Below are 24,639 nucleotides of genomic sequence, written 5' to 3' on the forward strand. Positions count from 1 at the left end.
CGAGCCTGCTCGCGAAGAGGACATCACCGACAACAGATCAGCTCAGACGAAACCCACCCATCTGCCGCGCCAGATCATCCGCCAACCGCTGCAACGTCAGGCAATCCTCCCGACAAGCCTTGACCTCCCCGGCAGTCGCCCGCGCCAGATCGGAAATCCCCTGCACGTTGCGGTTGATCTCTTCCGTTACCGCCGACTGCTCTTCCGTCGCCGTCGCCACCTGGTGGTTCATGTCGCTGATGCGCTCGACCTGCCCGGTAATCGCCGTCAACGAAGCCCCGGTGCGCTGGCTCGACTCGACACCCGTGCCCGTCGCGGCCTGGCCGGAATGCATCGACGACACCGCGTTCTCCGCGCCCTGCTTGAGGCTGCCGATCATCTGCTGAATCTCGTCGGTGGATGTTTGCGTGCGTCGCGCCAGGGTGCGCACTTCATCGGCCACCACCGCGAATCCGCGTCCCATGTCGCCGGCCCGCGCCGCTTCGATAGCGGCGTTCAGCGCCAGCAAATTGGTCTGCTCGGAAATTCCGCGAATCACCGCGAGCACCTGATCAATCGATGCCACCTGGTCTGCCAATTCGCCCACGGCTCTGGCGGCGACGCCGATTTCATCGGACATGCTTTCAATATGGCGGATCGAACCCCCGACCACTTCCCGCGCCTGCATTGCTTCATCACGGGCGTTTTGCGAAGCGACTGCCGCATTGCCGGCGTTTTGCGCAATTTCCTGCACAGTCAGGCCCATTTCGTGGACCGCGGTGGCGACCATGTCGGTCATCTCCTGCTGGCGCCCGGAACGCTCTGCGGTGTTATCCACCACCCGTGCCACCTGCCCGACCGCTGCGCGCAAGCGTTCGCTGGTGGTCAGCACTTCGCCGATCATCCCGCGCTGGCTTTCCAGGAAGCGATTGAACCCGCGCGCCAGGTCGCCCAGTTCATCGGCGCGGCTGGAATCTAACCGATGGGTCAAATCTCCACCACCGCTACCGATGGCCACCAGTGCCGCTGTTACCTGACGAATCGGTCGTACCAGGCCACGGGCCAGCAACACCACCAGCAACAAGCACACCAAGGCCACCGCCAGGCCGATACCACCGCTGATCCACATGGCGCGACGGGCCTCGGCGTAGATTTGCGATTGCGGCACTTCGGCCACCAGGGTCCAGCCCAAATCCCTTAACGGCAGGCTCAGCGCCAGATAATCCTCACCCTCACGGGAAAAACCGCTGCTGGCGGCAACTTTTTGACCCATGACTGCTTGTGCCGCCGAGCTGCCGATTTGTTCGGCCAGAGTACGCTTGCCGCTGAATTGAGCCTCGGGATGCACCTGGATCAAACCGTCGGAGCGCACGAGATAGACCTTGCCACGCTCACCAAAGCTGAAGTTGTGAATCAGCTCCGACAGCTCTTTCATGCTCAGGCCCAGTCCGGCGACGCCCACGACCTTCCCGGCCTTCTCGACTTTAAGGTCGATGAAAAGCGCCAATTCTCCGGTGGCCGCGTCGTTATCGATATTGAGGGTGCGCGGCTGGTCGCTGTCGAGGAACGCATAGAACCAGGCGTCTTTTGGATTGGAACGACTGAGGGTCCGGTCCAGGCCTTTTTCGTTGAAGTAATGGTGGCTAGCCGTGCCGACCATCAACGCGGTAAAGGCTTTGTGTTCGGCGCGCACGCCTTCGAGGTAAGTGGTAAACGTGCCGGTCTGGGCACTGTCTTCACCCGCGGCCAGCCAGTCGCGAACCATGCTGTTGCTGGCGATGTCCTTGGCGGCGGTGAGAGGCTGGACAAGGATGCGTTCGATGTCGTTGCGCATCGCCTCAATACTCGACGGCAAGGCTTGCTCGACCAGATAGCTTTGAGCAAGGCGGTTGACCACCAGGGTATAAATGCCAACCACGATCAGAATGCTGACCAACAGGGCGGTGCCCATGCTCAGGATCAACTGCCACTGAATACTGCGTCGCCAGAACTGCATGGAGCACCCCCAAAGAATAAGAGGCTGAAACACTGCAACAGCCGTGCCGATTGTATACAACTAAACCGACAATTTATTCTTTGGTTGTGCGCAAAGCCGATCAGGCCTGATTGATCGTCTTGGAGATCACTTCAACCGTGGCGCTGACTTGCTCTTGGTAACGGTCGAGTTCCTGCTTGTGGCGCTTTTGCATTTCGATCTGTTGGGAACACAGATTCATAGCGGCCAGCACCAGCAGTCGGTCACCGATCAGGGTCGGGTACTTCTTCTTGGTCTCGGCCAGGGCAGCCTTCAACATCAATGCGGCGTCCAGCAGGGTCTGCTCTTCCCCGGCCGGCGCCTTGATCGAATAGTCTTCCCCCAGGATCGAGACGACTTTCACACCTGGGCCATAACTCATGCGTTGACAGGGCCAGCGCTGACGCGCTCAACCAGGGCCTGGATGCGTGCCACGGTGGCGCCTTGTTTCTCTTCCTGTTCCATCAGGCTCAGTTGCAGGCTTTCGTTTTCATCCTTGGCCTGGGCCAGTTCGGCGCTCAGGGTCTGGTTAGTGCTGACCAAGGCCTGGTTCTGTTGCACCAGATCGCTGACCAGTTGTTCCAATTGGCTTAGGGATGCTTCCAACATTTTGATTTTCCGGGCATTTTCAAAGGGCGCGTACGATAAAGAAAAGTCACGGTGGATGCCAGGGTTAAACAGGCGCAAGGCCTTGATTTTCCTGACCAGTGACCCTTCTCGCGAACTGTAGAGACTGTCATTGTCCAATCTGGTTCCTGCAGTTCGTCGCCATGAAGCGCAAAAGATCGCAGCCTTCGCCAGCCCTGCAAGAGATTCGCGTTTTCCTGTAGGAGCTGCCGCAGGCTGCGATCATTTGATTGGCAAAAGCTTTTTGACAGCATCACATTTCAACAGGTTAGAATCGCTGGCACGCAGACTGCATGGTCAGTTTGTGCCCGCTTTTCAGCCTTCCGGAGTACTGCCTTTGAATGCGACGACCATCAACAGCCTGTTCTTGATCGGCGCGTTGCTGGTAGGTGCGAGCATCCTGGTAAGTTCACTTTCGTCGCGCCTCGGCATCCCGATCCTGGTGATCATCCTGGCCGTGGGCATGGCTGCCGGCGTCGATGGCGGCGGCATAATCTTCGACAACTACCCCACCGCTTATCTGGTCGGCAACCTGGCATTGGCGGTAATCCTGCTGGACGGTGGCTTGCGTACTCGCGTATCGAGTTTTCGCGTGGCCTTGTGGCCGGCGCTGTCGCTGGCCACTGTAGGCGTGCTGATTACCACTGGGCTGACCGGCATGGCCGCGGCCTGGCTGTTCGACCTGAACCTGATGCAGGGCCTGCTGATCGGCGCCATCGTCGGCTCTACTGACGCCGCCGCAGTGTTTTCCCTGCTCGGCGGCAAAGGCCTGAACGAACGGGTGACCGCCAGCCTGGAAATCGAATCCGGCAGCAACGACCCGATGGCGGTGTTCCTCACCGTGACCCTCATCGACATGCTCGCCAGCGGCCAGACCGGCCTGCACTGGAGCCTGTTGACGCACCTGCTGCGCGAGTTCGGCATCGGCGGCATCATCGGCCTGGGGGGCGGTTGGCTGATGCTGCAACTGGTCAACCGTATCCACCTGGCCACCGGCCTCTATCCAATCCTGGTCATTGCCGGCGGCCTGGTGGTGTTCGCCTTGACCAACGCCCTGCACGGCAGTGGGTTCCTGGCCGTGTACCTGTGCGGCCTGGTTATCGGCAACCGCCCGGTGCGTAGCCGTCACGGCATTTTGCACATGCTCGATGGCATGGCCTGGCTAGCGCAGATCGGCATGTTCCTGGTGCTGGGGCTGCTGGTCACGCCCCACGATCTGTTGCCGATTGCCCTGCCGGCACTTGCGCTGGCGCTATGGATGATCCTGTTTGCCAGGCCGTTGTCGGTGATGGTCGGCCTGCTACCGTTCAAGGCGTTTCACGGGCGCGAAAAGGCGTTCATTTCCTGGGTTGGACTGCGCGGTGCGGTTCCGATCATTCTGGCGGTGTTCCCGCTGATGGCGGGCCTGCCCAACGCCCAGCTGTACTTCAACCTCGCCTTCTTTATCGTGCTGGTATCGCTGCTGGTGCAAGGCACAAGCTTGCCGTGGATCGCCAAACTGCTGAAGGTGACGGTGCCACCCGAGCCTGCGCCAATCTCCCGCTCGGCCCTGGAAGTGCACGTCACCAGCGAGTGGGAACTGTTCGTTTATCGCCTCGGCGCCGAGAAATGGTGCATCGGTTCGCATCTTCGCGAGCTGAAAATGCCCGAAGGCACCCGTATCGCAGCCCTGTTTCGTGGCGAACAACTGCTCCATCCGTCGGGTAGTACGGTACTGGAAGTCGATGATTTGCTGTGTGTTATCGGCCATGAACACAACCTGCCGGCCCTCGGAAAACTGTTCAGCCAGGCGCCGCAGCGGGGCCTCGATTTGCGTTTCTTCGGCGACTTCGTCCTTGAAGGAGACGCCCAGCTGGCCGCTGTTGCCGCCCTGTACGGGTTGAAGGTCGAAGGCATCGATCCGGACATGTCCCTGGGGCACTTCATTGCCCAGAAAGTTGGGGGTGCGCCCGTGGTCGGTGACCAGGTTGAATGGAACAACACCATCTGGACCGTTGCGGTCATGGAAGGGAACAAGATCGGCAAAGTGGGCGTCAGATTCCCCGAAGGAAGTCGCCCCGGCCCGGGACTCTTCCTCTAAACTCCATTCTTCGTCTCGTTTTCGATCGGTCACTATGTCAAGCCTGCGCACGTTTTTCGTCATGGTCCTGTTGGGCCTGAGCCTCTCTGTCGGTACCGTACAAGCCGCCGAACCGCCCACCCGTGAATCCGTGCAGGCAAGCCTGGACAAGATCGCCGACCGCAAACTGCCGGAAGCCGATCAAAAGGCCCTGCAATCCGTCCTGCAGAGCACGCTGACACAGCTCAACAATCAGCGTGATTACGAGCAGAAGCTGGTCGAGCTCAAGCAACAACTGGCCAGCGCGCCCAAACTGACCATTGAGAACCAACGCGAACTGGCCCGCCTGAAGGCCAGCAGCGTGGTACCGGTGGCGCAACGTTTTGCCAAAGAGTCGATTCAGCAACTTGAGCAACTGCTCACCGAACGTTCGACCCAGCAAAGCGATCTGCAAAAAGCCCTGGGCGACGCCAACAGCCTGATCATTACCGCCCAGACTCGCCCCGAACGCGCCCAAGGGGAAATTTCCGCCAGCCAGACGCGCATCCAGCAGATCAACAACATCCTCAAGGCCGGCAAAGACGCCGGCAAAACCCTGAGTGCCGAGCAGCGCGACCAGCTCAATGCCGAGCTCATGGCACTGAACGCCCTGATCCCGCTGCGCCGCCAGGAACTGGCGAGCAACACTCAGCTGCAAGACTTGGGCAACAGCCAGCATGACCTGTTGACGGAAAAATCCGATCGCCTGGATCAGGAAATCCAAGAGCTGCAAAACCTGATCAACCAGAAGCGCCTTGCACAATCCCAGGAAACGGTCACCCAGCAATCGATCGAAGCGCAGAAGGCCGGCGGCAGCAGCCTGCTGGCCGTCGAAAGCACGGCGAACCTGAAACTCTCGGACTATCTGCTCAAAAGCACCGACCGCCTCAACGAAGTCACGCAGAAAAACCTGCAAACCAAGCAACAACTGGACAGCCTGACCCAGAGCGATTCAGCCCTGGACGAGCAGATCAACGTGCTCAAGGGCAGCCTGCTGCTGTCCAAGATTCTCTACAAGCAGAAACAGGCCTTGCCACGCCTGCGGGTCGACCGTGACCTGGCGGATCAGATCGCCGACATTCGCCTGTATCAATTCGAAGTCAGCCAGCAACGGGAGCTGCTGAGCAACCCGGCGAGCTACGTCGACAACCTGCTGTCGACCCAACCGCCCGAGCAGGTCACCCCGCAATTGCGCAAGAGCCTGCTGGAGCTGGCCACCACCCGTGCCGACCTGCTGGAGCGGCTGAACCGCGAACTGAGCGCGGTACTCAACGAATCCATCACCCTGCAACTGAATCAGAAACAACTGCTGAGTACCGCGCAAAGCTTGCGGGCGACACTCGACGAGCAGATGTTCTGGATTCCCAGTAACAAACCGCTGGATGTGGAGTGGTTCAGTACTGTGCCGGAGCGCCTGAGTCGTCAGGTCGATACCCTGCCCTGGGCTTCGAGCCTGAGTGAACTGGTCGACGGCCTGACCCAGCGTCCACTGCTGTTCCTGCCGCTGGCATTGCTGATTGGTGCACTGCTATGGCGACGCAAGCAGCTGTATGCCCGCCTGAACAAGGTTCACCAGGACATCGGGCATTTCAAGCGTGATAGCCAGTGGCACACACCCCAAGCCATTTTGATCAACATCCTGCTGGCGATGCCAGTGTCACTGGCCCTCGCCTTGTGCGGCCTGGCCCTGCAAATCGACGCCCGCGGGCAGAACGCGAGCATGGGCGCGGCCTTGCTGCAAATGGCCGGGGCGTGGCTGGTGTTCTACACCGCCTACCGAATCCTCGCGCCGGGTGGGGTGGCAGAACTGCATTTCCGCTGGGAAAAACCCCAGGTCGAATTCCTCCGGGGCTGGGTCCGCCGCCTTGGCATGGTGGTGATGGCACTGGTCACCGTGGTGGCGGTGGCGGAATTGCAACCGGCGGCGCTGGCCGATGACGTGCTCGGCATGCCGGTGGTGCTGATCTGCTACGCCTTGATGACCTGGCTGCTCAGTCGATTGCTGATCAGCAGCCCGACCCACGAAAACGCCTCGTTGTTCCGCAAGGTCCTGGGCATTCTGTTTACCGCGCTGCCCATCGCGCTGTTCGTGGCCGTGTGCTTCGGCTACTACTACACCGCACTCAAACTCAGCGACCGACTGATCAACACCCTTTACTTGCTGATGTTCTGGCTGGTGATCGAAGCGACCTTCGTGCGCGGCCTGAGCGTGGCGGCACGGCGCCTGGCTTACCAGCGCGCCCTGGCCAAACGCCAGGCGGCAAAAGAGGCCGGCGACGGCGAAGCGATCATCGAAGAACCGACGCTGGACATCGAGAAGGTCAACGAACAATCCCTGCGCCTGATTCGCCTGGCCCTGCTGGGTGGCTTCATCGCTGCGCTGTATTGGGTCTGGGCCGACTTGATCACGGTGTTCTCGTACCTGGACAACGTCACCCTTTACGAATACACCAGCGGCACCGGTGCCAACATGAGCATGGTGCCGATCAGCATCGGCGACATGCTCGGTGCACTGATCATCATCGGTATTACCTTTGCCCTGGCGCGTAACTTGCCCGGCCTGCTGGAAGTGTTCGTGCTCTCGAAGCTGAACCTGGCCCAAGGCAGCGCCTATGCCACCACCACGCTGCTGTCCTACCTGATCGCCGGTATCGGTTTCGTCTCTACCCTGTCGACCCTCGGCGTGAGCTGGGACAAATTGCAATGGCTGGTCGCGGCGCTCTCGGTCGGCCTCGGCTTCGGTATGCAGGAAATCTTTGCCAACTTCATCTCCGGCATCATGATCCTGTTCGAACGCCCGGTGCGCATCGGTGACACCATCACCATCGGGAACCTGTCGGGTACTGTGAGCAAGATTCGCATCCGTGCCACCACCATCACCGACTTCGACCGCAAGGACATCATTGTCCCGAACAAGACGTTCATTACCGGGCAGCTGATCAACTGGTCGCTGACCGATACCATCACCCGGGTCACGCTCAAGCTCGGGGTTGATTACGGCTCGGACCTGGACCTGGTCAAGGAATTGCTCCTGAAGGCTGCACGGGAAAACCCGCGGGTGCTCAAGGAACCCGAGCCGAACGTGTACTTCCTCAACTTCGGCGAAAGCACTCTTGACCACGAGCTGCGCATGCACGTGCGCGACCTCGGCGACCGCAACCCGGTGCTCGATGAGGTCAACCGCTTCATCAACCGCGAGTTCAAGAAGCAGCACATCAACATCTCGTTCCGCCAGCTAGAGGTCTACCTCAAGAATCTCCACGGGCAGGAATACAAGATGGTGCCGATCGAGCCGGAAGCGAAAACCATCGTGCCACTGGTCGATGGCAAGCCGGTGCAAGAGCCACCTTCCGCCAAACTCGACTAACCGAGCATTCCCCAGCAGAATGCTCGGACATTCTGCTGGAGCCGGCCCTTGAAAGCCCTCGACGAACTGACCTTCGACAATCGCTTCGACCGCCTGGGCGATGCGTTTTCTGCCCACGTGCTGCCCGAGCCAATCGATAACCCACGTCTCGTGGTCGCAAGCCCCGCCGCCATGGCGCTGCTCGACCTGGACCCCGCCGTGGCCGAAACCCAAGAGTTCGCTGAGCTGTTCAGTGGCCACAAACTCTGGGCTGACGCGACTCCCAGGGCGATGGTCTATTCCGGTCACCAGTTCGGTTCCTACAACCCGCAACTGGGCGATGGCCGCGGCCTGTTGCTGGGCGAGGTGTACAACGAGGCCGGCGAGCACTGGGACCTTCACCTCAAGGGCGCCGGTCAGACGCCGTTTTCGCGCATGGGCGATGGGCGCGCAGTGCTGCGTTCCTCGATCCGCGAGTTTCTCGCCTCCGAAGCCCTGCAGGCCCTGAACATCCCGACCACTCGGGCGCTGTGCGTGATTGGCTCCGACACCCCGGTCTGGCGCGAAAAACAAGAGCGCGCGGCCATGGTCCTGCGCCTGGCACCGAGCCATGTACGCTTTGGGCATTTCGAATACTTCTACTACACCAAACGTCCCGAGCAGCAGAAAATCCTGGGCGACCATGTGCTGGCCATGCACTTCCCGCAGTGCCTGGAACAACCGGAACCGTACCTGGCGATGTTCCGCGAAGTGGTCGAGCGCAATGCCGAACTGATCGCCAAGTGGCAAGCCTACGGTTTCTGCCATGGCGTAATGAACACTGACAACATGTCGATCCTTGGCATTACCTTCGACTTCGGCCCATTCGCCTTCCTCGATGATTTCGACGCCAACTTCATCTGCAACCACTCCGATGACCAGGGCCGCTATTCATTCAGCAACCAGGTGCCCATTGGCCAGTGGAACCTCAGCGCCCTGGCCCAGGCGCTGACACCGTTCATCAGCGTCGAGGCCCTGCGCGAAACCCTCGGCCTGTACTTGCCGCTGTTCCAGGCTCATTACCTGGACCTGATGCGCCGCCGTCTCGGCCTGACCACCGCCGAAGAGGACGACCAGAAGCTGCTGGAGCAATTGCTTCAACTGATGCAGAACAGCGGCGTCGATTACAGCCTGTTCTTCCGGCGCCTGGGCGAAAAAGCCCCCGAAGCGGCCGTTGGCCATTTGCGCGATGACTTCGTCGACCTCAAGGGTTTTGATGCCTGGGGCGAGCGCTACGTCGCCCGAGTGGCCCGGGAAGGCGAGGTGGATCAGGAGCAGCGGCGCGCCCGGATGCATGCGGTCAACCCGCTGTACATCCTGCGCAACTACCTGGCGCAAAAGGCCATCGATGCGGCAGAGAGCGGCGACTACTCGGAAGTCCGCCGGCTGCACGCGGTGCTAAGCAAGCCGTTCGACGAACAACCCGGTATGGAGAGCTACGCCGAGAGGCCGCCGGAATGGGGCAAGCATCTGGAGATCAGTTGTTCGTCGTGAAGTGCCGCGCGATTGAAAATACAAGCGAGTGGCTCCAGATACAGACTACTCGCTCCTCACTGGACATCCGTCATGACCGACCCACTCCTCATCCCCTGCCCCCACTGCAACGGCCTCAACCGCATTCCCGCCGAGCGCCTGGGCGACCATCCAAAATGCGGACGTTGCAAGGCCGAGGTCCTGCTGAACAAGCCCTTCGAACTCAAGCAAGGTGATTACGCCAGTCAGATCAAAGGCGATCTGCCGCTTTTGGTGGATGTGTGGGCAGACTGGTGCGGACCGTGCAAATCGTTTGCGCCGGTGTTCGAGCAGGCGGCAGGGCAATTGGTCGGCAAGTGTCGGCTGGCCAAGCTGGACAGCGAGGCGAACCAGCAATTGTCGGCGCAGCTGGGGATTCGCTCGATACCGAGCCTGATTTTGTTCAAGAACGGTCGGGAAGTCGCCCGCCAGAGCGGGGCGTTCCCGTTAGCGCAACTGATGAGCTGGTTGCGTAGCCAGGGGATCTAAAGGCCACCCGAAAACCAAATGTGGGAGCGAGCCTGCTCGCGAAGGGGGATTCACATCCAACGTCTCTGTTGACTGAACTCCCGCCTTCGCGAGCAGGCTCGCTCCCACAGTGTTTTCGTTTTGCCCTTGGGAATCAGGTGTTTTCCAGCAAGTTATGCAACTCAACGAACTGCTGTGTCAGCTTGTGCCGCGGGTCCAGATGGATCAGCGGCATGTTGGCCTGATGGGATTCGCGCATGCGCACCGAACTGCCCAGGTACACGGGTAGCACCGGCAGACCTTCGGCGATCAACTCGTCGAGGATTTGCTGGGGCAGGCTCGCACGGGCCTGGAACTGGTTAACCACGATGCCTTCGACTTCCAAGCCTTCGTTGTGGTCGTCCTTCAGTTCTTCTATTTCTGCCAGCAAACCGTAAAGTGCTTGGCGGGAGAAGCTGTCGCAATCAAAGGGAATCAACACACGATCGGCGGCAATTAACGCAGAAACCGCATAAAAGTTCAGGGCCGGCGGTGTATCCAGGTAGATCCGGTCGTAATCACCATCAAGCTCTTCGAGCAACTTTCGCAGCTTGTTGATCTTGTGCTTGGCCTCAAGCTTGGGCTGCAAGTCGGCCAGCTCGGCGGTGGCGGTGATGACGTGGAGGTTGTCGAACGGCGTTTCGTAGATATCGACCTGGTTCTTCTTGGCAAAAGGCCCGGAGGACAAGGTTTGCTTGAAGAAATCGGCGATACCCATCGGGATATCGTCACCGGTGAGTCCCGTCAGGTACTGAGTGGCGTTGGCTTGGGCATCGAGATCGACCAACAGGGTGCGATAGCCCTCGCTGGCGCTGACCGCCGCCAGATTGCAGGCAATACTGGATTTGCCCACGCCACCTTTCTGATTGAACACCACGCGCCGCATTGCAAAACCTCCGTGTACCAAAGAATGACCGAGTGTAGTGGTGCAGGGCATGGCTTCGCTAGCTCGCATGCGCATGGACTACATGGTCATCAGTGTTTTCTTACGGAAAAAGCCGCTGGGGGCACTATACGCCGAGACCTGAACCGACAGACGGCCCGATGAAAATGTGAATAATTGCCAAACGTTCAGTTTTTGTGAACTGACCGGTACATCTCATCGAGCAAAACGTAACCAGTGTTTGCTACACGTTCGTCGCACCGGGATAATGCGCACCACTCGGCGCCAAGCGCCACGTAGGGTGTGCCGTGCCGTTGCGCCACTCACCGCGTCAGGAAGCCTGCAAGGGCGGGATTGAATGTCTGTGATTAATTTCAACATCGCCCAGTGGCGCGCTTGGGCCCCGGGGCTCGAAAGCGTGGATGACTGGCAGGCCTGGTGCCGGCAACCATTGATGTTACCGGCCAGCGATGCCGCACCCGATGTCTCGTTCCTGCCGGCCATGCAACGCCGGCGGCTCAGCCGTCTGGCGCGAATGGCATTCAGTGTCGGCTGGCCATTGGCCGAAGGTCGCCAGGACCTGCCACTGGTCTTTGTTTCCCGTCACGGCGAAACCCCGCGCACCTTCGACATTCTGAGCGACCTGGCCGTCGAGCAACCGTTGTCGCCGACCCAGTTCAGCCTATCGGTGCATAACGCGATCATCGGCCTGTGGTCGATCATGCGCGGTGAAACCAGCGAAATGACTGCCTTGGCCGCCGCCGGCGACGGCCTTGAAAACGGCATGCTGGAGGCGGCGGCCCTGCTGGCTGAAGGCTCGCCCGCGGTTTTACTGGTGGTTACCGAAGAGCAACCGCCGCAGGCCTATTCGGCCTGGATCGACGACGTGCCCTTCCCTTATGCCGTCGGCCTGCTGATTACCCCGGGCAATGACTGGCAGCTGTCCCTGAACAGTGCCACGGATGCGTTGTCAAACGCTCGATGGCCGCACGCGTTGAATCTGTTGTGCACGCTGCTGGGTCCGCAAACCACCTGCCAACATGCCTGGAAAAATCGTGTATGGACTTGGCAACGCAAGCTGTGACTGAAAAAAACCGCGATGCCTATTACTGGCGCCTGCTGGCCACCGCCGCGAGCTTTGCCCTGTTCGGGTTGGGCGGGTTGTGCCTGCGCCTGGTGATTTTCCCGCTGCTGGCCTGCCTGCCAGGTGATGCCCATACCCACCGGTTGCGGGCGCGTCAGACTGTCAGCCGCTGTTTCTGGCTGTTCGTGCGCTTCATGGCCCGCGCCGGCGTGCTGACCTACGAAATCGAGGGTGCGGAAAAACTCGGTCGGCCCGGCCAGATGATCGTTGCCAATCACCCATCGCTGATCGACGTGGTATTTCTGATCGGTTTGGTCCCACACGCCAACTGCGTGGTCAAGCAAAGCCTCTGGGATAACCCGTTCACCCGCACGCCCCTGCGTCGCACCGAATACATCAGCAACGATGGCAGCATGGACATGCTCGATGCCGCCGCCGATGCGCTGAAACAAGGCCAGACCCTGATCATTTTTCCCGAAGGTACACGCACCCAGCCAGGCCAGGCGCCCGCCTTTCATCGGGGCGGCGCGGCAATTGCCGTGCGTGGTGCGAAAATCCTCAGCCCCGTGGTGATCCGGGTCAGCCCGACCACACTGACCAAGGCCGAACCCTGGTATCGGATCCCCAAGCGCCGCGTACACTTCAGTTTCCGTGTGGGGGACGATATAGACCCCCAGGCCTTCGCCGCGCTCGGCCCGCCCCCCCTGGCCTCGCGCAAGCTCAACGATTACTTGCATTCTTACTTTATCAAGGAGCTCGCCGAAGATGAGCAATCTTAACCGTGAAATAAAAGATCTGATCATTGAAGCCCTCGGCCTCGAAGACATCAGCGCCGACGACATCGACGATCAGCAGACCCTGTTCGGCGAAGGTTTGGGCCTGGACTCGGTGGACGCCCTGGAACTCGGCCTGGCCATCCAGAAAAAATACGGCATCAAGATCGATGCCGACGCCAAGGACACGCGCAATCACTTCAGTAACGTGGCGAGCCTCGCGGCCTTCGTCACTGCAAAACAGGCAGCTTGAGACCGGACCATGCAAACTCGTGACGACATTTTCAACACCCTGCGCGATGCCTTGGTCGAACTGTTCGAACTGGACCCGGACCGGGTGAGCCTCGAATCCAACCTGTACCAGGATCTGGAAATCGACAGCATCGATGCGGTCGACCTGATCGATCACATCAAGCGCCAGACCGGCAAGAAAATCGCGGCCGAAGAATTCAAGTCGGTGCGTACCGTCAGCGACGTGGTCGAGGCGGTCTACCGTCTGGTTCAACCGGCCGCATGAGTCGATTGATCGGCCTCGGCTTACTGCTGGCTGGCCTGCTATACCCTTTTGCGGTGTATTTCGGCATGGAGCATTTCGCCCCGTGGCAGTTCGGGTTGCTGCTGGGCAGCCTGTGGCTGGCACGCGCGCTGACCGGCAAGCGACGGCCAGGCAGTTCGTGGATGGCGGGCGTGGCCATCCTGTTCTGCCTGTTGCTGGCGTTGTTCGACAGCCCGGCACTGCTGCGCTGGTATCCGGTATTGATCAGCGCCTTCATGCTGGGGCTGTTCGGACTGAGCCTGAAGTACGGCCCACCGATGGTCGAACGCCTGGCCCGCCTGCGCGAAGCACATTTGCCCGCCAAGGCCATTCGCTATACCCGCCAGGTGACTATCGCCTGGTGTGTATTTTTCCTGTGCAACGGGATCTGCGCCGCAGCCCTGACACTGTGGGCGCCGCTGAGCTGGTGGATGCTGTACACCGGCCTGATCTCCTATGGATTGATAGGCCTGATGTTTGCCATTGAATGGCTAATACGCCAACGGGTAAGAGGCCGCGCATGAACTGGATAAAACTTGAGCATCTGTTGCTCAAGGCCGAGCCGGGGCGAGCCGTGACGGCCGACCCGCAGCTTGATCACGCACAATTGCGCGAGCAGGCCCTGCGCCTGGCCGCCGGCTTGCAAACCCGCGGTGTGCGGCGCATTGCCGTGCACCTCGAAGACGCCGCGGACCTGGCGATTGCCTTGTTGGGCGCCTGGCGCGCGGGGGTCAGCGTGTTGCTGCCGGCCGACTTGCAACCGCAAACCCGCCAGCGCTGGTCGGGTGAAGTCGATTTATGGCTCACCGATCAGCCCGACGACACACACCCGGGCGATTATCAGGATGCGCCCCTTGGCGCCGCTGCCCTCGATCTTGACGGCTGCTCGCTGAGCCTGTGCACCTCCGGCTCCAGCGGCGAACCCAAGCGAATCGAAAAAACCCTGCGCCAGCTGGTCAATGAAGTCCAGGCCCTGGAACAGCTGTGGGGCGCCGACCTGGGCCCAGCCTGCATCATTGGCAGCGTCGCCACCCAGCACATCTATGGCTTGCTGTTCCGGGTACTGTGGCCACTGTGCGCGGGACGCCCGTTCGTTCGCAGACAACTGGCCTTCCCCGAAGACCTGCAGCGTGCCAGTCTCGAACACCCGGCCTTCGCCTGGGTGGCCAGCCCGGCGCTGCTCAAGCGCATGGGCGACAACCTCGACTGGCCGGCGCTGAGCGCAGTACGTCGGGTGTTTTCCTCCGGTGGCGCATTGCCCGTCGAGGCCGCGCAGCGTCTGCATGAACGCCTGCACCAATGGCCGACGGAAATATTCGGCAGTTCGGAAACCGGCGGCATCGCCTGGCGGCAGGGTCAGTCACTGTGGCAACCCTTTGCTGGCGTCCAGTTGACCCAGGACAACGAGGGGGCTTTGCTCATCGCCTCGCCCTACTTGCCTGACGGCCATATCGAGCACACCGCCGATGCAGCGCGAATCGCGGCTGACGGCCGCTTCGAGTTGCTTGGACGACTGGACCGGATCGTCAAGCTGGAAGAGAAACGGATCTCGCTGCCGATGCTGGAGCAGGCACTGATGGCCCACGACTGGGTGGCAGAAGCGCGCCTGGGTGTCGTCCAGGAAAACCGCGCCTCGCTGGGCGCCTTGTTGGTCCTGACTGACGCAGGCTTGCATGTGCTGCGCAATCAGGGCAGACGCACACTCACCGAACAACTGCGCCAACACCTGAGCCTGCATTGTGAAACCCTGGCCTTGCCAAGGCGTTGGCGCCTGCTGCAACAAATGCCGCTGAATGCCCAGGGCAAACTACCCCAGGCCGACGTCGAAGCCGTGCTTCTGGCACCGCGCCCCAAGGCGCCTGTGGTGCTGGAACAGGTCGAAGCCAATGGCGAGTGGAGCCTGCAACTGGCCGTGCCGCCGGATCTTGCCTATTTCAGCGGGCACTTTCCCACAGCTCCCGTATTGCCCGGCGTGGTGCAGGTGGAGTGGGCGCTGCTTTTGGGCCAGCAACTGATGAACCTGCCACAGAAATTCGCCGGCATGGAGGTGCTGAAATTCCAGCAATTGGTGCGTCCCGGCGACGAAGTCCAACTGCACCTGCGCTTCGACCCAGCCCGCGGCAAGCTGTATTTCGCCTATCGCAACGAAACCGCCACCTGTTCCAGTGGACGGATTTTGCTGGAGCCGGCACATGCATAACCCCTGCGCCGTCGTCCCGGTCTACAACCACGAGACCGCCATCACCACCGTGGTCGATGCGCTGCTGGCCAACCACCTGCCGTGCATTCTGGTGGACGACGCCAGCAGCCCGCCCTGTGCCAGGGTGCTCGATCAACTGGCGCTGCGCGACAACGTGTATCTGATCCGCCTCGCCACCAACCAGGGCAAGGGCGGTGCGGTGATGACCGGTCTGCGGGAAGCCTCGCGCCTGGGCTTCAGCCACGCCTTGCAGGTGGACGCCGACGGCCAGCACGACCTGCAGGATGTGCGACGTTTTGTCGAACGCTCCCGCGCCCATCCCGACGCCGTGATCTGCGGCTATCCGCTGTATGACGACAGCGTGCCGAAGGGGCGTTTGTACGCCCGCTACCTGACCCACGTGATGGTGTGGATCAACACGCTGTCGCTGCAGATTCGCGACTCCATGTGCGGCTATCGCCTCTATCCCTTGGCCCCGGTCCTGGCGTTGATCGAATCGGCGAAAATCGGCAAGCGCATGGACTTCGACTCGGACATCCTGGTCCGCCTCGCTTGGCGCGGGCAGCCGATGCAATGGCTGCAAACCAGAGTCCATTACCCGCTGGACGGTGTTTCGCATTTCCGCATGTTCCACGACAACGTACTGATTACCAGCATGCACACCCGGTTGTTCTTCGGCATGCTGCTGCGCTCGCCGCTGATCCTCTGGCGTCGGTGGCGCACATGAACGTCGACAAGCAACACTGGGCCGACCGCGAGGAGCGCGGCAGCTTCTGGCTGATGAAATTTACCGCGGTCGCCGCCAAGGTGCTTGGGCGTCGACTGCTGAGCCCGCTGCTGTACGGCATCGTGTTGTACTTTTTCCTGTTCGGCCGCAGTGCCCGTCAAAGCGCCTGGGAGTATCAGCAACGACTCGCCGACTGGAGCGGTCGCGACGAACTGCGCCCGAGTCATTGGCGTGTATTCAGCCAGTTCATGGCCTTCGCCGACTCCCTGCTCGACAAGCTCGACGTGTGGAACGGCAAGCTGGGCATCGAGCACATCGAAATCATCGACCCGGCATTGCTGCGCAACCAGTTACGCGGCACGCGCGGGCAAATGCTGGTGGGCGCCCACCTGGGCAACCTCGAAGTCTGCCGCGCACTGGCGGAAATCGGCGAGAAGGTCACCATGAACGTGCTGGTGCACACCAAGCACGCCGAGCGATTCAACCGCTTGCTGGGCGAAGCCGGGGCGACCAATCTGCGACTGATCCAGGTCAGTGAACTGGACCCAGTGATCATGCTGCAACTGCACGAACGCCTGGAACGCGGCGAATGGCTGGCGATTGCCGGCGATCGCGTGCCGCTGCACGGCGGGCGCAGCGTGACCGTGGACTTCCTCGGCCATCCGGCAAAGTTCCCGCAAGGACCGTGGCTGCTGGCGGGGCTGCTGAAATGCCCGGTCCACCTGCTGCTGTGCCTGAAAAAGGCCGATGGCCATTATCGACTCACCCTCGAACCCTTCGCTGACGCGATCACCTGGAAACGCAGCGACCGCGAACAGGTCATACATCAGTGGGCCACCCGCTATGCCGAGCGCCTGAGTCACTATTGCCTCCAGGCACCTCGACAATGGTTCAACTTTTACCCTTTCTGGAAGACCGATGACGACGCCAACGCTTGAGCCTGTAATCTTCGGCGAACGCCCTTTGCGCATCGACGATGTGCTGGCCCTGGCCAACCGCCAGGCGCCCACGCAGTTGCAGGGCGACCCGCAGTTCCGCCAGCGCATCGCCAAAGGCGCGCAGTTCCTCGACTCCCTGCTCGACAAGGAAGGCGTGATCTACGGCGTGACCACCGGCTACGGCGATTCCTGCGTGGTCGCCGTGCCGTTGCATCACGTCGAGGCGTTGCCGCGTCATCTGTACACCTTCCACGGCTGCGGCCTGGGCAAATTGCTGGACGCGCAAGCCACTCGCGCGGTACTGGCGGCACGCTTGCAGTCGCTCTGCCAGGGTGTCTCCGGGGTGCGCGTGGAGCTGCTGGAACGCCTGCAGGCATTCCTTGAACACGACATCCTGCCACTGATACCAGAAGAAGGATCGGTCGGCGCCAGCGGTGATCTGACGCCGCTGTCGTACGTTGCCGCCACGCTGTCCGGCGAGCGTGAAGTGATCTATCGCGGCGAGCGCCGGCAAGCCGCCGATGTTCACCGCGAACTCGGCTGGCAGCCACTGGTGCTGCGTCCCAAGGAAGCCCTGGCACTGATGAACGGTACCGCCGTGATGACCGGGCTCGCCTGCCTGGCCTACGCCCGCGCCGATTATCTGCTGCAACTGGCCACGCGCATCACCGCGCTGAACGTGGTAGCGCTGCAAGGCAACCCGGAACATTTCGACGAGCGCCTCTTCGCCGCCAAGCCACACCCTGGGCAGATGCAGGTCGCCGCCTGGTTGCGCAAGGACCTGGCCATCGACGCGCCGACCGCACCGCTGCATCGCCTGCAGGACCGCTATTCGCTGCGTTGCGCACCGCATGTCCTCGGTGTGCTGGCCGACAGCCTGAACTGGCTGCGCTCGTTCATTGAAATCGAACTCAACAGCGCCAACGACAACCCGATCATCGATGCCGAGGCCGAACGCGTGCTGCACGGTGGGCACTTCTACGGCGGGCACATCGCGTTCGCCATGGACAGCCTGAAAAACCTCGTGGCCAACGTCGCCGACCTGCTGGATCGACAACTCGCCCTGTTGGTGGATGAGCGCTACAACCACGGTTTGCCCAGCAACCTGTCCGGGGCCACGGCCGACCGCGCCATGCTCAACCACGGCTTCAAGGCCGTGCAGATCGGTGCCAGCGCCTGGACCGCCGAAGCGCTGAAAAACACCATGCCCGCCAGCGTGTTCTCGCGTTCTACGGAGTGCCACAACCAGGACAAGGTGAGCATGGGCACCATCGCCGCCCGTGATGCGATCCGCGTGTTGGAGCTGACCGAACAGGTCGCCGCCGCCACTTTGCTGGCTGCCAACCAAGGCGTCTGGTTGCGCGCCCAGGCCGAGGATGCGCGCCCACTGCCACCGGCTCTGGCGGCCATGCATGAAGCATTGGCCAAGGATTTCCCACCGGTCATCGAAGACCGTGCGCTGGAGGGCGAACTGCGCCTGTGCCTGCTACGTATCGCCGCACAACACTGGAGGCTGCATGCGTAGCAAGGGAGTGCTCTACACCGATACGCAAATCCTCGTGCCGTTCTTCGACGTCGACAGGATGAACGTCGTCTGGCACGGCCATTACGTCAAATACTTGGAAATCGCCCGCTGCGCCTTGCTGGACAAGATCGGCCACAACTACACGGCAATGTCCGAATCGGGCTATGCGTGGCCGGTGATCGACCTGCAATTGCGCTACATACGCGGTGCCCAGTTCGGCCAGACGCTCAACGTGCGCGCCAATCTGGTGGAATGGGAGAACCGGTTGAAGATCAATTACCTGATCAGCGACCTGGAAACCGGCGAACGCCTGACCCGTGGTGTTTCCGTACAGGTCGCCGTCGACATGAGCAATCGCGAAATGCAATTGGCCTCGCCGAAGGTATTTACCGACGCCGTGGCGAGGGCCTTACCATGATTTCCGGCCCTGTAGGAGCGAGCCTGCTCGCGATGGTCGCTAACGATGACGCTGGGCGCCTGTCACCCCGCGGTGCCCTCAGGTTTTTCGCGAGCATGCTCGCTCCTACAGTGTTCTGGCTGTTACTGGGCATTCCTGGGCTGGCCAACGCCTTCGATCTACAGCAGCTCAGCGAGCAACTGGCCAGGCCCGATGTCATCCATGGCAACTTCATTCAGGAAAAACGCCTGCGCGCCCTGCCCCAGCCACTGACCAGCAAGGGCACTTTCGTCCTGGCGAAGAATCACGGGTTGTTGTGGCTGCTGAAAACGCCGTTGCAACAGGACTACCGCATCACCCCCACAGGCATTGCCCGGCGTGATGCCAGCGGCTGGCAGATGTTGCCGGGCAAGAGCGCCGGCGCTGAGCAGAACCGCTTGTTCCTGGCCGTCCTGCAAGGCGACAGCAGCGGACTGCAACGGGATTTCGAGCTGGCGCTCAGTGGCGATGCACAAAACTGGACACTGAAGTTGACGCCACGCTCGATGCTGCTCAAGCAGGTGTTCAACCAGATCAACATCACCGGCGGCGAACTGGTCCACAGCATCGAGCTGCTGGAAACCCAAGGTGACAGCACGCTGTTGCGCATGCAAGACAGCACCAGCGCGCAACCGTTAAGCGACACGGAGCAGCATGACTTTGCCGAGTGAACGCAGGCTACCCTGGCTGTTCCTGATCCTGCTGCTGGCAGTGCTGGCGCTTGCCGGCTGGCAATGGCGCGACGGCGCCCCGCTGTCGGCCAACCTGATGGAGCTGGTGCCCGGCACCGCGCCGGATGCGCTGGAACTGCGTGCCGAACAACGCATGCAGGAACCGCTGAATCGCGAAATGCTGGTGCTGGTTGGCCACACCGATCGCCAGCAAGCCATTGCCATGGCGCAAACACTGGGCGATCAGTGGCAAGCCAGCGGCCTGTTCGACAAGGTCCAATGGAACCTGCAAGCCGACTTGCCGGCCTTGCGCACGCAACTGCTGCAAGGCCGATTGGCCATGCTCGCGGCAGAAGATCGCGAGCAGTTGATCGAACACCCCGATGCTTTTATCCAGCAACGGGTGCAGGCGCTGTTTGACCCCTTCACCGGTTTCAGCCTGGTGCCGAGCCAGGATGACTGGCTGGGCCTGACCGGGCGCATCCAGAACAGCCAGCCACAGCACGGTGCCGTGCAACTGGACATTGGCAGTGGCGCCTTGATTGCCGAGCAAGATGGCAAGCACTGGGTGCTGCTGCGGGCGCGCGCCACCGGCAATGCTTTCGACATGAACCTGCCGCTGCAAGTGGCCGACCTGCTCCAGCACAGCCGTGAAGAGGCCGCCCGGGCCGATGTGCAACTGCTCGCCGCAAGTGGTTTGCTGTACGCGGCCAACGGCCAGCGCCAGGCTTCCCGTGAGATGACCTGGGTGGGGGGCGGTGCCACCGTCGGGATCCTGTTGTTGCTGTTGCTGGCTTTCCGCCGTTGGCGTGTCGTGCTGGCGTTTGTCCCGGTGCTGGTGGGCATGCTGTTCGGCGCGGTGGCCTGCGTGGCATTGTTCGGCCACATGCATGTGATGACGCTGGTGTTGGGTTCGAGCCTGATCGGTGTCGCCGTCGATTACCCGCTGCATTACCTGTCCAAGAGCTGGAGCCTGAAGCCCTGGCACAGTTGGCCGGCGCTACGCCTGACCTTGCCGGGCCTGACCCTGAGCCTGGTCACCAGCGCCATCGGCTACCTGGCCCTGGCCTGGACGCCCTTCCCGGCGCTGACCCAGATTGCCGTGTTCTCGGCGGCGGGACTGCTCGGTGCCTATTTGTCCGCGGTGTGCCTGCTGCCGGCGCTGCTCAAGGGTGCCGAGCTGCGCCCGGCGCAATGGCCGCTGCGCCTTAGCGAATTTTTACTGGGACGCCGCGAAGCGTTGCTCAGGCATTTGAGCACGCCGGTATTGCTGGCACTGCTGATCGCTTTTTGTGCCGGCGGCCTGGTGCAGCTCGAGACCCGCAACGACATCCGCCAATGGGTGGGCGCCCCGCAGCAGTTGACTGACGAAGCGCAGACCATTGCGCGAATCACGGGCTATCAACCCACCAGCCAGTTTTTCCTGGTGCAGGCGGCCGATCAACAGCAACTGCTCGAACGCCAGGGCGCCCTGAGTGAACGCCTGGATCAGTTGGTTGGCCTGCAGAAACTCCAGGGTTACCTGTCGCTCAACCAACTGGTCAGCCCGCCCAGCGAACAGCGCAAGGTGCGTGAGGCGTTGAGCAAATTGCCGGCGTTTTGGCAGCCGTTACTCGATATCGGCGTACCGGCACAGGCGCTGCAAGCAGAGTTGAGCCAATTGCAGGCCCTGCCCATCGAAGACATCGACAGCGCACTGGCCGGCCCCTTAGCCGAGCCTTATCGCCTGTTGTGGCTGGGGCCGACCGCTGACGGCGTGGCGGCGATGGTCAGCCTGCAGGGCCTGAACAATCCTGCCCTGTTGCGGGTACAGGCCGAAGATTTGCCGGGCGTGAAGCTGGTGGATCGACTGGGCGAATTGAACAACGTGTTCGCCGCCACCCAGGTCAGTGCCGCAGAACTGAAACTCGCCTCCTGCGCGCTGATCGTCCTGGTGCTTGCCCTGCCGTTCGGTCTTGGCGGCGCGTTGCGCATTGTGTCCCTGCCATTGCTGGCGGCGTTGTGCAGCCTGGCCAGTCTCGGCTGGCTGGGACAGCCATTGACCCTCTTCAGCCTGTTCGGCCTGCTGCTGGTGACGGCGATCAGCGTCGACTACGCCATCCTCATGCGCGAACAGGTCGGCGGCGCCGCCGTGAGCCTGTTGGGCACTTTGCTGGCGGCACTGACCACCTGGCTGTCCTTCGGCCTGCTGGCAGTGTCGAGCACGCCAGCGGTGAGTAACTTCGGCCTGTCGGTAAGCCTGGGCCTGATCTTCAGCTTCCTGCTCGCGCCCTGGGCCGGTCGCCAGGTGCATGCCGCCAGTATCACGGAACCGACAACATGATGATCGCGCTGTTTTGGGCGATGGCCCTGGTACTGTTCGCCGTAGCGACCCGGGTCGGTCGCCATTTTGGCCTGATTCCAATCGTCAGCCAGTTGCTGCTGGCGACCCTCGGCTTGCCATTGCTGATGTACTTCTGGATCGAACCGCAATGGCAACTGAGCGGCGCGGCGCTGGTGTCACCGTCCTGGCTGAAGAACCTCTACAGCCTGAGTTTCGCGCTGCTGCTGGGCTATATCCTCAGCGATGTGATCGATCTGCAACTGGACCGCCAGAGCCTGAAAATCGCCCTGCCAAGTTTCTGCATTCCGTTTGCCTGCGGCCTCGCGACGGCCATCTGGCTGCTGCCACCGCAACCCTGGATCAGTTCGCTGGCGGTCGGCCTGCTGTTCGCCATTACCGCGATCCCGGTGTTGTACCTGTACCTGCGGCACATCGCTTACCCGCACGCCGCCACCCGGCGACTGGTGCAGACTGCGATCATCATCGACCTGACTTGCTGGACCCTGTTCGCTTTCGCCCAGGGCAGCCTGCACCTGAGCAGCCTGTTGCTACCCTTGGCCGGGGCCTGCCTGCCCGTGCTCCTGCGGCTGCTGGGCCTGCGTCAAACCTGGCTGTACAGCCTGGGCTTTTTCGCGTTACTGGTGGTCGCCGAGCACTACAAGCTCAATGCCCTCATTTTCGGCATCGTTTATGTACTGATCATGGCAGCACTCAAGGCACCGCTTGTCCTGCCGTTGCCGGCAATCTGGATGAGTCGCTTGCAGACGTACATCGCCATTCCACTGATACTCACCTTCGGTATCGTCCAGATCAACGTGCACAGCGCAATGGACAGCCTCGGCTGGGTGCAGCTGGCGGCCCTGCTGCTGTTGCCGATTGCCAGCAAGCTGCTGGGCAACTGGCTTGGCCTTGGCTGGGCCGGTGCCTCGTTCCAGGGCGCCAGCCGCTGGCGTGAAAGCATATTGCTGAATATTCGCGGCTTGAGCGAGATCGTCTTTCTCAACCTGCTGCTGCAACAACAGCTCATCAGCCCGGCGCTGTACTTTGCGTTGATGCTGATGGGCCTGGTCGCGACCCTGCTGCCGGCACTGGCCGGCATGCACCGTATCCCATTGATAGCTGCCGCCCCGGCAAGGAGCCCCCATGCCAATCGTTGAAATGCAACGTCGCCAGATCGTGGTCATCGGTGCAGGTCCGTCCGGCGCCATCGTCGCCGCGCTGCTCAAGCGCAAGGGACATGATGTACTGGTGATCGAGCGCCAGCATTTCCCGCGCTTTTCCATCGGCGAAAGCCTGCTGTCCCACTGCCTGGATTTCGTTGAAGAAGCAGGCATGCTCGACGCCGTCAATGCTGCGGGCTTCCAATTGAAAACCGGGGCCGCGTTTGCCTGGGGCGAGCGTTACAGCACGTTCGATTTCGGCGACACTTTCACTCAGGGCAAGCCGACGACTTTTCAGGTGCAGCGCGCGGATTTCGACAAACTGCTGGCCGATCAGGCCGCACTGCAAGGCGTTGAAATCCGCTATGGCGAAACCATCGTCAGCGTCGATATCGACCAGGCCAAACCGCTGCTTGGCGTACGTCGCGAAGACGGCAGCGAGTACCACATCGACGCTGACTTCATGCTCGACGCCAGCGGATACGGTCGCGTCCTCCCGCGCTTGCTCGACCTTGAAGCACCGTCGAATTTCCCGGTGCGCCAGGCGGTGTTCACCCATGTCGAAGACCGCATCGTCCACCCGAACTTCGATCGCACCAAGATCCTCATCACCACCCATCCTGTCCAGCGTGACATCTGGTTCTGGACCATTCCGTTCAGCGGCGGCCGCTGCTCGGTCGGCGTGGTGGCCGCCGCGGAACATTTCGAAGGTCGCAGCGATAACCTCGACGATTGCCTGCGCGGCTTCATTGCCGAGACGCCCAGCCTGGCCGGGGTACTGGACAACGCCGTATGGGACACGCCAGCACGCACCATCGGCGGTTACTCCGCCAACGTGAAAACCCTGCACGGGCCTGGTTTTGCGTTGCTGGGTAATGCGGCGGAATTCCTCGACCCGGTGTTTTCCTCTGGCGTGACCATCGCCATGCGCTCGGCGAGCATGGCCGCGGGGGTGCTGCACCGTCAGCTGCAAGGCGAGTCCGTGGACTGGCAGCGTGAATTCGCCGAACCGCTCAAGCGCGGGGTCGATACGTTCCGCTGCTACGTCGAGAGCTGGTACGCCGGGACTTTCCAGGACGTGATTTACTACCCGGATGGCAATGCGGAAATCCGCCGCATGATCAGCTCGATCCTCGCCGGCTATGCCTGGGACGAGCGCAATCCATTCGTCGCCGAACCGAAACGTCGCCTGCGGATGTTGTCAGAACTCTGTGCAAGGGATGCGACATGAGCGACTTGAGCAACGTGCTGCGCAAGCCCGT

The 24,639-nt window shown here is 61.5% G+C and carries 22 protein-coding genes and 1 pseudogene; 18 read left to right on the forward strand and 5 right to left on the reverse strand.

Translation table 11 applies throughout. The features are described from left to right. Positions 1-37: 37 nt before the first annotated feature. From PSUM_RS32660 to PSUM_RS20825, 4 genes and pseudogenes are all read right to left on the reverse strand, one after another. Positions 38-883, reverse strand: coding sequence for a methyl-accepting chemotaxis protein (locus PSUM_RS32660; protein ID WP_428839166.1), 846 nt, complete (start codon positions 881-883; stop codon positions 38-40). A gap of 21 nt (positions 884-904) precedes the next feature. Then, positions 905-1,975, reverse strand: a pseudogene (locus tag PSUM_RS32665) (HAMP domain-containing protein); the annotation flags it as partial. A gap of 100 nt (positions 1,976-2,075) precedes the next feature. Then, positions 2,076-2,375, reverse strand: a complete 300-nt coding sequence (locus PSUM_RS20820) for a cell division protein ZapA (protein ID WP_020796199.1) — start codon at positions 2,373-2,375, stop codon at positions 2,076-2,078. Continuing rightward, positions 2,372-2,602, reverse strand: a complete 231-nt coding sequence (locus tag PSUM_RS20825) for a hypothetical protein (protein ID WP_033045282.1) — start codon at positions 2,600-2,602, stop codon at positions 2,372-2,374. Before PSUM_RS20825 ends, PSUM_RS20820 begins: the two co-directional genes overlap by 4 nt. 355 nt (positions 2,603-2,957) lie before the next feature. On the opposite strand from PSUM_RS20825, the gene PSUM_RS20830 reads away from it, so the two are divergent. The 4 genes from PSUM_RS20830 (at position 2,958) to trxC (ending at position 10,104) form a co-directional block, all read left to right on the forward strand. After that, positions 2,958-4,700: a potassium/proton antiporter gene (locus tag PSUM_RS20830; RefSeq protein WP_083350036.1), complete on the forward strand. Its 1,743-nt coding sequence runs from the start codon at positions 2,958-2,960 to the stop codon at positions 4,698-4,700. Positions 4,701-4,734: 34 nt separating this feature from the next. Further along, the gene (gene mscK, locus PSUM_RS20835) at positions 4,735-8,085 is read left to right on the forward strand and encodes a mechanosensitive channel MscK (protein ID WP_083350035.1); all 3,351 of its coding nucleotides are present in this window, start codon (positions 4,735-4,737) and stop codon (positions 8,083-8,085) included. Between the two features lie 48 nt (positions 8,086-8,133). Then, the gene (selO, locus tag PSUM_RS20840; protein ID WP_083350034.1) at positions 8,134-9,597 is read left to right on the forward strand and encodes a protein adenylyltransferase SelO; all 1,464 of its coding nucleotides are present in this window, start codon (positions 8,134-8,136) and stop codon (positions 9,595-9,597) included. Positions 9,598-9,669: 72 nt separating this feature from the next. Next, on the forward strand, positions 9,670-10,104 hold the full coding sequence (gene trxC / locus PSUM_RS20845) for a thioredoxin TrxC (protein WP_083350033.1): 435 nt from the start codon (positions 9,670-9,672) through the stop codon (positions 10,102-10,104). 133 nt (positions 10,105-10,237) lie between these two features. On the opposite strand, the gene PSUM_RS20850 is transcribed toward trxC, so the two are convergent. After that, positions 10,238-11,008, reverse strand: a complete 771-nt coding sequence (locus tag PSUM_RS20850) for a ParA family protein (protein ID WP_083350032.1) — start codon at positions 11,006-11,008, stop codon at positions 10,238-10,240. Positions 11,009-11,363: 355 nt separating this feature from the next. Between PSUM_RS20850 and PSUM_RS20855 the strand changes: the two genes are divergently transcribed. The 14 genes from PSUM_RS20855 to PSUM_RS20920 are packed head-to-tail and all read left to right on the forward strand — an operon-like array spanning position 11,364 to position 24,608. After that, positions 11,364-12,089, forward strand: a complete 726-nt coding sequence (locus PSUM_RS20855; protein ID WP_083350031.1) for a beta-ketoacyl synthase chain length factor — start codon at positions 11,364-11,366, stop codon at positions 12,087-12,089. Then, positions 12,065-12,868 carry a lysophospholipid acyltransferase family protein gene (locus tag PSUM_RS20860; protein ID WP_020796191.1) on the forward strand — a complete coding sequence of 268 codons (804 nt, stop codon included), beginning with the start codon at positions 12,065-12,067 and terminating at the stop codon, positions 12,866-12,868. The genes PSUM_RS20855 and PSUM_RS20860 overlap by 25 nt, the downstream gene beginning before the upstream one ends. Beyond that, complete coding sequence (locus PSUM_RS20865) at positions 12,855-13,115, forward strand: phosphopantetheine-binding protein (RefSeq protein WP_020796190.1); 261 nt, start codon at positions 12,855-12,857, stop codon at positions 13,113-13,115. Before PSUM_RS20860 ends, PSUM_RS20865 begins: the two co-directional genes overlap by 14 nt. Positions 13,116-13,124: 9 nt before the next feature. Further along, positions 13,125-13,379, forward strand: coding sequence for an acyl carrier protein (locus PSUM_RS20870; RefSeq protein WP_020796189.1), 255 nt, complete (start codon positions 13,125-13,127; stop codon positions 13,377-13,379). Continuing rightward, the gene (locus tag PSUM_RS20875; protein WP_020796188.1) at positions 13,376-13,921 is read left to right on the forward strand and encodes a COG4648 family protein; all 546 of its coding nucleotides are present in this window, start codon (positions 13,376-13,378) and stop codon (positions 13,919-13,921) included. Before PSUM_RS20870 ends, PSUM_RS20875 begins: the two co-directional genes overlap by 4 nt. Beyond that, on the forward strand, positions 13,918-15,597 hold the full coding sequence (locus PSUM_RS20880; protein ID WP_083350030.1) for an acyl-CoA synthetase family protein: 1,680 nt from the start codon (positions 13,918-13,920) through the stop codon (positions 15,595-15,597). Before PSUM_RS20875 ends, PSUM_RS20880 begins: the two co-directional genes overlap by 4 nt. Next, positions 15,590-16,324 (forward strand): glycosyltransferase family 2 protein, encoded by a 735-nt coding sequence (locus PSUM_RS20885; protein ID WP_020796186.1) that lies wholly within the window; start codon positions 15,590-15,592, stop codon positions 16,322-16,324. Before PSUM_RS20880 ends, PSUM_RS20885 begins: the two co-directional genes overlap by 8 nt. Then, positions 16,321-17,262, forward strand: coding sequence for a lysophospholipid acyltransferase family protein (locus PSUM_RS20890; RefSeq protein ID WP_083350029.1), 942 nt, complete (start codon positions 16,321-16,323; stop codon positions 17,260-17,262). Before PSUM_RS20885 ends, PSUM_RS20890 begins: the two co-directional genes overlap by 4 nt. Next, positions 17,243-18,787, forward strand: coding sequence for an HAL/PAL/TAL family ammonia-lyase (locus PSUM_RS20895; protein WP_083350028.1), 1,545 nt, complete (start codon positions 17,243-17,245; stop codon positions 18,785-18,787). Before PSUM_RS20890 ends, PSUM_RS20895 begins: the two co-directional genes overlap by 20 nt. Next, a complete protein-coding gene (locus PSUM_RS20900) occupies positions 18,780-19,205 on the forward strand; it encodes an acyl-CoA thioesterase (protein ID WP_020796183.1) in 426 nt (141 codons plus the stop codon). The genes PSUM_RS20895 and PSUM_RS20900 overlap by 8 nt, the downstream gene beginning before the upstream one ends. Beyond that, a complete protein-coding gene (locus PSUM_RS20905; protein ID WP_020796182.1) occupies positions 19,202-19,894 on the forward strand; it encodes an outer membrane lipoprotein carrier protein LolA in 693 nt (230 codons plus the stop codon). Before PSUM_RS20900 ends, PSUM_RS20905 begins: the two co-directional genes overlap by 4 nt. Beyond that, positions 19,878-22,217 carry an MMPL family transporter gene (locus tag PSUM_RS20910; RefSeq protein ID WP_033044225.1) on the forward strand — a complete coding sequence of 780 codons (2,340 nt, stop codon included), beginning with the start codon at positions 19,878-19,880 and terminating at the stop codon, positions 22,215-22,217. Before PSUM_RS20905 ends, PSUM_RS20910 begins: the two co-directional genes overlap by 17 nt. Next, positions 22,214-23,374, forward strand: coding sequence for a cation:proton antiporter (locus PSUM_RS20915; RefSeq protein WP_020796180.1), 1,161 nt, complete (start codon positions 22,214-22,216; stop codon positions 23,372-23,374). Before PSUM_RS20910 ends, PSUM_RS20915 begins: the two co-directional genes overlap by 4 nt. Next, on the forward strand, positions 23,361-24,608 hold the full coding sequence (locus PSUM_RS20920) for an NAD(P)/FAD-dependent oxidoreductase (RefSeq protein WP_020796179.1): 1,248 nt from the start codon (positions 23,361-23,363) through the stop codon (positions 24,606-24,608). The genes PSUM_RS20915 and PSUM_RS20920 overlap by 14 nt, the downstream gene beginning before the upstream one ends. Positions 24,609-24,639: the final 31 nt, after the last annotated feature.

The sequence above is a fragment of the Pseudomonas umsongensis genome (assembly GCF_002236105.1).
In the GTDB taxonomy this organism is placed as follows: domain Bacteria; phylum Pseudomonadota; class Gammaproteobacteria; order Pseudomonadales; family Pseudomonadaceae; genus Aquipseudomonas; species Aquipseudomonas umsongensis.

Coding starts and splice junctions, on each gene's coding strand:
- PSUM_RS20870 (WP_020796189.1), top strand. CDS start 13,125: ATGCAAACTCGTGACGACATTTTCAACACCCTGCGCGATGCCTTGGTC.
- PSUM_RS20895 (WP_083350028.1), top strand. CDS start 17,243: ATGACGACGCCAACGCTTGAGCCTGTAATCTTCGGCGAACGCCCTTTG.
- PSUM_RS20825 (WP_033045282.1), bottom strand. CDS start 2,602: ATGTTGGAAGCATCCCTAAGCCAATTGGAACAACTGGTCAGCGATCTG.
- PSUM_RS20910 (WP_033044225.1), top strand. CDS start 19,878: ATGACTTTGCCGAGTGAACGCAGGCTACCCTGGCTGTTCCTGATCCTG.
- PSUM_RS20865 (WP_020796190.1), top strand. CDS start 12,855: ATGAGCAATCTTAACCGTGAAATAAAAGATCTGATCATTGAAGCCCTC.
- PSUM_RS20920 (WP_020796179.1), top strand. CDS start 23,361: ATGCCAATCGTTGAAATGCAACGTCGCCAGATCGTGGTCATCGGTGCA.
- PSUM_RS20890 (WP_083350029.1), top strand. CDS start 16,321: ATGAACGTCGACAAGCAACACTGGGCCGACCGCGAGGAGCGCGGCAGC.
- PSUM_RS20885 (WP_020796186.1), top strand. CDS start 15,590: ATGCATAACCCCTGCGCCGTCGTCCCGGTCTACAACCACGAGACCGCC.
- mscK (WP_083350035.1), top strand. CDS start 4,735: ATGTCAAGCCTGCGCACGTTTTTCGTCATGGTCCTGTTGGGCCTGAGC.
- PSUM_RS20905 (WP_020796182.1), top strand. CDS start 19,202: ATGATTTCCGGCCCTGTAGGAGCGAGCCTGCTCGCGATGGTCGCTAAC.
- PSUM_RS20900 (WP_020796183.1), top strand. CDS start 18,780: ATGCGTAGCAAGGGAGTGCTCTACACCGATACGCAAATCCTCGTGCCG.
- trxC (WP_083350033.1), top strand. CDS start 9,670: ATGACCGACCCACTCCTCATCCCCTGCCCCCACTGCAACGGCCTCAAC.
- PSUM_RS20850 (WP_083350032.1), bottom strand. CDS start 11,008: ATGCGGCGCGTGGTGTTCAATCAGAAAGGTGGCGTGGGCAAATCCAGT.
- PSUM_RS20860 (WP_020796191.1), top strand. CDS start 12,065: ATGGACTTGGCAACGCAAGCTGTGACTGAAAAAAACCGCGATGCCTAT.
- PSUM_RS20855 (WP_083350031.1), top strand. CDS start 11,364: ATGTCTGTGATTAATTTCAACATCGCCCAGTGGCGCGCTTGGGCCCCG.
- PSUM_RS32660 (WP_428839166.1), bottom strand. CDS start 883: ATGATCGGCGAAGTGCTGACCACCAGCGAACGCTTGCGCGCAGCGGTC.
- PSUM_RS20820 (WP_020796199.1), bottom strand. CDS start 2,375: ATGAGTTATGGCCCAGGTGTGAAAGTCGTCTCGATCCTGGGGGAAGAC.
- PSUM_RS20915 (WP_020796180.1), top strand. CDS start 22,214: ATGATGATCGCGCTGTTTTGGGCGATGGCCCTGGTACTGTTCGCCGTA.
- PSUM_RS20875 (WP_020796188.1), top strand. CDS start 13,376: ATGAGTCGATTGATCGGCCTCGGCTTACTGCTGGCTGGCCTGCTATAC.
- PSUM_RS20880 (WP_083350030.1), top strand. CDS start 13,918: ATGAACTGGATAAAACTTGAGCATCTGTTGCTCAAGGCCGAGCCGGGG.